Annotated in this window: 7 protein-coding genes; 4 read left to right on the plus strand and 3 right to left on the minus strand. The window is 65.5% G+C overall.

What is annotated here, in order from left to right; genetic code table 11:
- The 4 genes from EOA28_RS29970 to EOA28_RS29985 form a co-directional block, all read left to right on the plus strand.
- Positions 1-625: phosphoribosylformylglycinamidine cyclo-ligase (locus EOA28_RS29970; RefSeq protein ID WP_148670939.1), on the plus strand; the 625-nt coding region annotated here is incomplete at its 5' end.
- On the plus strand, positions 622-1,329 hold the full coding sequence (gene purN / locus EOA28_RS29975) for a phosphoribosylglycinamide formyltransferase (RefSeq protein ID WP_126078168.1): 708 nt from the start codon (positions 622-624) through the stop codon (positions 1,327-1,329). The genes EOA28_RS29970 and purN, both read left to right, overlap by 4 nt.
- A gap of 22 nt (positions 1,330-1,351) precedes the next feature.
- Positions 1,352-1,519 carry a hypothetical protein gene (locus EOA28_RS29980; protein WP_189342248.1) on the plus strand — a complete coding sequence of 56 codons (168 nt, stop codon included), beginning with the start codon at positions 1,352-1,354 and terminating at the stop codon, positions 1,517-1,519.
- A gap of 3 nt (positions 1,520-1,522) precedes the next feature.
- A complete protein-coding gene (locus EOA28_RS29985; RefSeq protein WP_126078169.1) occupies positions 1,523-2,038 on the plus strand; it encodes a histidine phosphatase family protein in 516 nt (171 codons plus the stop codon).
- A gap of 83 nt (positions 2,039-2,121) precedes the next feature.
- Here EOA28_RS29985 and EOA28_RS29990 read toward each other — a convergent pair whose 3' ends face one another.
- The 3 genes from EOA28_RS29990 to EOA28_RS30000 all read right to left on the minus strand — a co-directional run bounded on the left by EOA28_RS29990 (position 2,122) and on the right by EOA28_RS30000 (position 3,109).
- Complete coding sequence (locus tag EOA28_RS29990; RefSeq protein WP_126078170.1) at positions 2,122-2,364, minus strand: DUF680 domain-containing protein; 243 nt, start codon at positions 2,362-2,364, stop codon at positions 2,122-2,124.
- Between the two features lie 54 nt (positions 2,365-2,418).
- Positions 2,419-2,664: a DUF680 domain-containing protein gene (locus tag EOA28_RS29995; RefSeq protein ID WP_126078171.1), complete on the minus strand. Its 246-nt coding sequence runs from the start codon at positions 2,662-2,664 to the stop codon at positions 2,419-2,421.
- Positions 2,665-2,902: 238 nt separating this feature from the next.
- The gene (locus EOA28_RS30000) at positions 2,903-3,109 is read right to left on the minus strand and encodes a DUF680 domain-containing protein (protein WP_126078172.1); all 207 of its coding nucleotides are present in this window, start codon (positions 3,107-3,109) and stop codon (positions 2,903-2,905) included.
- Positions 3,110-3,233 lie beyond the last annotated feature (124 nt).

The raw sequence follows: 3,233 nt of genomic DNA on the forward strand, positions 1-3,233 counted from the left end.
GCCCGGCATGTATCACGACAAGGACTACGACCTTGCCGGTTTCGCGGTCGGCGCGGCCGATCGCGGCCAGTTGCTTCCCACAGACGACATCGTCGAAGGCGACGTGCTGCTTGGCCTTTCCTCCTCCGGCCTGCACTCCAACGGTTTTTCGCTGGTGCGCCGCATCGTGGCGGCGAGCGGTCTTGCCTGGAGCGATCCGGCGCCGTTCAACGAAGAGCTCAGCCTCGCCGAGGCGCTGCTCGAGCCGACGCGCATCTATGTGAAGTCGATCCTGAAGGCTATCCGCAACACGCATGGCATCAAGGCGCTGGCCCACATCACCGGCGGCGGTTTCCCGGAAAACATCCCGCGCGTGCTGCCCAAGGATTTTTCGGCCGAGCTCGACCTCGAGGCGATCGACGCGCCGCCGGTGTTCTCGTGGCTGGCAAAGACCGGCGGCGTCGCGCCGGAAGAAATGATGCGCACCTTCAATTGCGGCATCGGCATGATCCTCGCCGTCGCCTCCGGCCAGGCGGCGCAGGTGGCGGCGGTGCTGCAGGAAGCCGGCGAGACGGTGACGCCGATCGGCCGGATCGTGCCGCGCCGCGACGCCGGCGTCATCTACAGGGGCTCGATCGGCCTATGAGCAGGAAACGCACGGTCGTCCTGATCTCAGGGCGCGGCTCCAACATGACGGCGCTGATCGCGGCCGCCGCCGATCCAAGCTATCCGGCTGAAATCGTCGGCGTGATCTCCGACCGCGCGAACGCCGCCGGCCTCGGCATCGCCCAGTCGCGCGGCATCGCCACCAAGGTGATCCAGCGCGCCGACCATGCGAGCAAGGATGCCTATGACGCCGCGCTCGACGCCGCGCTCACCGGCTTCGGCGCCGAGATCGTGGCGCTTGCCGGCTATATGCGCATCCTCGGCCGCGGCCTCGTCGAGAAATGGCAGGGGCGCATGGTCAACGTCCACCCTGCTTTGCTGCCCGCCTTCAAGGGGCTGGACACGCACGCGCGGGCGATCCGCGCGGGCGTGCGCATCCATGGCTGCTCGGTGCATTTCGTCACGCCGGAGATGGATGACGGCCCGATCATCGCGCAGGCCGCCGTGCCGGTGATGGTCGGCGACAATGAGGACACGCTTGCCGCGCGCGTGCTGAAGGCCGAGCATCGGCTCTATCCGCTGGCGCTAGGCCTCGTCGCCGAGGGCAAGGCGAGCATGGAAAAGGGCCACACCGTGCTTGCCCATTTCGCCGACGATGCAGAGAACGCAAGCTCGGTCGTGATGGCGCCGGACCCGCTGCGCGAGGAGACCGACCTCGAGCATCTGGCGCGGATCACGCCGTAGGGCCCTGGCCGGGAATTGCAGCATGGCGCTTACCCCTGAACTGCCGAGCCAACCCCTGGGTCAAACCGAAACGGACCGGCTGCGTAAGGCTTGGATCGACAGATTAGGCAGCGGCCCGTTTGCCCCCTTCTACATCGACGAGATCAAGCAGAAGGCCCGCGCCCGACTGGACAAGCAATCGTGGTCCTGAACAATGCCCGCGAGACAATTGCTTATCTTACGCCACGCCAAGTCGAGCTGGGATGACCCCAAGCTTGCCGATTTCGACCGGCCGCTCGCCCCGCGCGGGCAAAAGACCGCGCCGCTGATCGGGCGCGAGCTTTCGCGGCGTGGCTGGCTGCCGGATCTGGCTCTGGTCTCGCCGGCGCTGCGCGCCCGCGATACTTGGCGGTTGGTCGCCCAGGAGCTGCCGAAGCATGTGTCCGCGGATTTCGCGGAAGAGCTCTACGAGGCGGAGGCCGGCGCTATCCTGGCGCACGTGCGGCAGGTCAAGGCGACCAACCTGCTCGTGATCGGCCACAACCCCGGCCTCCAGCAGTTTGTGTTGCGGCTGGCCGGCGCCGGGTCGGATGAGAGCGTTTTCAAGAAGATCGAAGCGAAGTTTCCGACGGCGGCGCTCGCGCGGTTTACAGTAAAGGGCAACTGGGCGAATCTGGATTTCGGCGGCGCTCGGCTGACGCATCTCGTCAGGCCGAGGGATTTGGAGTAGACCCCGAAGCTGCCAATCTCCCGCCGCAAACAAAGGCGGCGGAGCAAGCCCGCCGCCTTTGGCAAAGCCTGAGACGTTAAACCTCAATTGCCCCAGATGCCCTGGCCCGGATCATGCCAGGCCTGCGACGGCGCCGATCCGGTGGTCATCGAGGTGTCGACATTGGTAGGCTTGGCGGGCTCGTGCTTGCGTACCGAGGCGGTGAGCCCGCGATCGACGCCGGCGGTCGGCTGGTTGACGTTGTCCGCGCCGTAATGATCGCTGCCGGCGAAGGCAGAACCCATGGCGAGAAGTATGGCTGCGGTGGTAAGGACGATCCTGGTCATTGCAAAAGTTCCTTTCGTTAAAAATGTGGAGGTCTTTGGGGGATCGAAGCGGCGTCAGCGGCCCCACAGGCCGTCGTCGTTGTGCCGGGCAATGATGTCGACGACGGTCCGGCTGGTTGCGGCCGTCACCGGAGCCTGGTGATCCGCCGTGCCGCGCTCACGGATCGAGCTGGTCATCATGTGATCGGCGCTGGCGGCCGGCTGCTTGGCGCCGTCGGCGCCGTAATGGTCGCTGCCGGCGGAGGCGCTGCCCATGGCAGCGGCGAGCATGGCAGCCGCGACGAATGCGGTCCTGTTCATCTCAATGTTCCTTGTCCTGTCGTTTCATCGGCGGCGCCTTGGGAGGATGGCCCCGCTGCCGACAAGACCCGGAACAGTCCGGATTTATTCCCGATCAAGATTTCGGCTTCCGCGACGGGGATCGCGCAAATTGCCTGGTCGACGCACGGAAAAGCCCGGGCCAACGGATAGCCGGCTCCACAAAAACAGAGCGGCGGGACAAGCCCGCCGCTTTGAGGTCTGTCGAGGACAGATCCGTTTAGTGGCTGCCGAACAGGTCGTGGTTGGCGCCCGTGACGATCGGCTTCTGGGCATCCGCGTCCGACTTCTTGACCGAAGCGGTGAACGAGGTGTCGACCGAAGCGGCCGGCTGGTTGGCGTTGGCCGAACCATAGTTGTCCGAGCCGGCGAAAGCGGCGCCGGTGGCAACGAGAAGGGCGGCAGCGGTAAGAGCGATCTTGGTCATTTGAGTTACTCCAGATTTAAGAATTGAGGTTGGGATTGATGGGGACGGGAGCCGCTTAGCGGCCCCAGATGCCCTGGCCGGATTCCGGCTGGTTCTGATCAGGCGTGATGTGGAGGTCGCGCTG

This window comes from Mesorhizobium sp. M2A.F.Ca.ET.067.02.1.1, from assembly GCF_004023285.1.
In the GTDB taxonomy this organism is placed as follows: domain Bacteria; phylum Pseudomonadota; class Alphaproteobacteria; order Rhizobiales; family Rhizobiaceae; genus Mesorhizobium.

Excerpts from the sequence above, each read along its gene's own strand:
- purN (WP_126078168.1), top strand. The coding sequence starts at position 622 with ATGAGCAGGAAACGCACGGTCGTCCTGATCTCAGGGCGCGGCTCCAAC.
- EOA28_RS29980 (WP_189342248.1), top strand. The coding sequence starts at position 1,352 with ATGGCGCTTACCCCTGAACTGCCGAGCCAACCCCTGGGTCAAACCGAA.
- EOA28_RS29985 (WP_126078169.1), top strand. The coding sequence starts at position 1,523 with ATGCCCGCGAGACAATTGCTTATCTTACGCCACGCCAAGTCGAGCTGG.
- EOA28_RS29990 (WP_126078170.1), bottom strand. The coding sequence starts at position 2,364 with ATGACCAGGATCGTCCTTACCACCGCAGCCATACTTCTCGCCATGGGT.
- EOA28_RS29995 (WP_126078171.1), bottom strand. The coding sequence starts at position 2,664 with ATGAACAGGACCGCATTCGTCGCGGCTGCCATGCTCGCCGCTGCCATG.
- EOA28_RS30000 (WP_126078172.1), bottom strand. The coding sequence starts at position 3,109 with ATGACCAAGATCGCTCTTACCGCTGCCGCCCTTCTCGTTGCCACCGGC.